This window comes from Oribacterium sp. C9 (genome assembly GCF_002007235.1).
In the GTDB taxonomy this organism is placed as follows: domain Bacteria; phylum Bacillota; class Clostridia; order Lachnospirales; family Lachnospiraceae; genus Oribacterium.
On the sequence record NZ_MUHW01000055.1, the window covers coordinates 1 to 1,843 of the forward strand.

The following is a 1,843-nucleotide window of genomic DNA, read 5'->3' on the forward strand; positions in this document are numbered from 1 at the left end:
AAAGGAGCATTCCTGTAATTCATAAATAAGCGCCAATTGAATAGAAAAGAACCTCAAGGTAAGATTGAGTTGCATCTTGGCGGATGTAAACAAAACAATCAAAGCCCGGAGGTTCCGAAATGAATTATACACAGAATGCAAAAATTGAACAAGTAACAGATGCGACTATGGTGGTCGGAGTAGACATTGGAAGCCAACTTCACTATGCAAGAGCTTTCGACAATCGTGGCCGCGAACTTACTAAAAAGGTTTTCTCTTTTCAGAATGACATTGAGGGATTCAATTCCTTCAATGCCTGGATGGAAAAGCTGATGTCAGGAAACGGTAAGACCGATGTTCTGATAGGCTGTGAGCCGACAGGTCACTACTGGTTTGCACTTGCAAGGTATGTAGAAGATCATCAGAAAAAACTAGTAATGGTCAATCCTTTCTCCGTCAAGAAAATCAAAGAACTGGATGATAACAGTCCGAAGAAAAACGATGCAAAAGATCCCAAGACGATAGCAAAGTTGGTCGTAGATGGAAGGTACTCGATTCCATATATGCCGGATGGAATCTATGCAGAGATAAGAGATTTGGTATACAGCCGCGACAGAATCATGAAACAGCATAACATCGCTGCAAACAGGATTCAGAGATGGCTTGCAATACACTTTCCTGAGTATTTGGGAATTTATAATAAGTTTGATGCAACAAGTGGACTAGCGGTGCTTGAAAAAGCGCCGATGCCGAAAGACGTGATGGCACTTGGTGTTGATGGAATCCGTAAAATTTGGCACGAAAAGAAACTGCGTGGCAGAGGTGTTACCGAAGGTAGGGCAAAGACCCTGGTCGAGGCTGCGCATAACAGTGTAGGAATTGATGGAGGCTATGGCACAAAGAGCGAATTATTCATGCTTCTTGAGGAACATCGACTCTGGACATCACAACTGATAGCTGTAAACAAAGTACTTGACGAGATGATCCGAAGAGTACAGCACGTGGAGAAGTTACTCGCCATTAAAGGAGTAGGGTTAGTCACAATAGCAGGATTCATTGCTGAGATCGGCGATATAAGACGCTTTAAGTCGCCGAAACAGATCCAGAAATATGCCGGACTCGAACTGGTTGAAAACAGTTCCGGAAAGCATAAGGGCAGATCCAGGATCAGCAAACGTGGACGACGAAAGCTCAGAAAGATTCTTTATCAGGTAATGATTCCGTTACTTGCAAGGAATGCTGAGTTCAGAGACATCTACGATTACTACGTTACACGAGTAAAGAATCCGCTAAAACGCAGACAGGCAATGATTGCCGTAAGCTGCAAACTGATCCGCGTATTCTACGCGGTATTGACCAAAGGGTTGGACTATGACCGCATGAAAATGAAGTCAGACATCCACCGGGACAGCGATCTGATCGCTGCCTAAGCAATAAGTACTGTAAACAGGATAGCGTCCGCCATTCATGGTGCTGTGAAACAGGAATGCAAAGTATAAAGAACAGAGTAGAGCCAGTAGCTGCGTTGACATTTTTTATAGGGCATGACCCTGACAAAGGAGCATGAGCAGCACCAGACTATGGATAAGCAGAACGAAGGAATTTAGGACCCAGCAATGGCAGGTGATCCTGGTAGACATGAGAGGTTTGTTACTGTAGGTAAGGATGGGGAAAAGAAAGGCCTTCATAGATTTTCAGAAGACGTTTTTATTTCTTGTACCCAGAATCATCAGAAATGGGCTCATAGAAGCCGCTTCATATCCAGAAAGCACTACTTTGATCGATATATGTAACCTATTGGCTGTTTGACAAAGTCTGTAAAATCAAAGGTTTTTGTTGAACTTACACAAAGAAGAATAGAGAG

Annotated in this window: 1 protein-coding gene; it reads left to right on the forward strand. The window is 43.2% G+C overall.

Annotated features, from left to right (window positions below; all coding sequences use genetic code 11):
• The first annotated feature begins 119 nt into the window (after positions 1-119).
• Positions 120-1,409 (forward strand): IS110 family transposase, encoded by a 1,290-nt coding sequence (locus BXO88_RS16080; RefSeq protein ID WP_078038739.1) that lies wholly within the window; start codon positions 120-122, stop codon positions 1,407-1,409.
• Positions 1,410-1,843 lie beyond the last annotated feature (434 nt).

Bases quoted from the DNA above. Each gene is read 5' to 3' on its own strand.
- BXO88_RS16080 (WP_078038739.1), top strand. From the start codon at position 120: ATGAATTATACACAGAATGCAAAAATTGAACAAGTAACAGATGCGACT.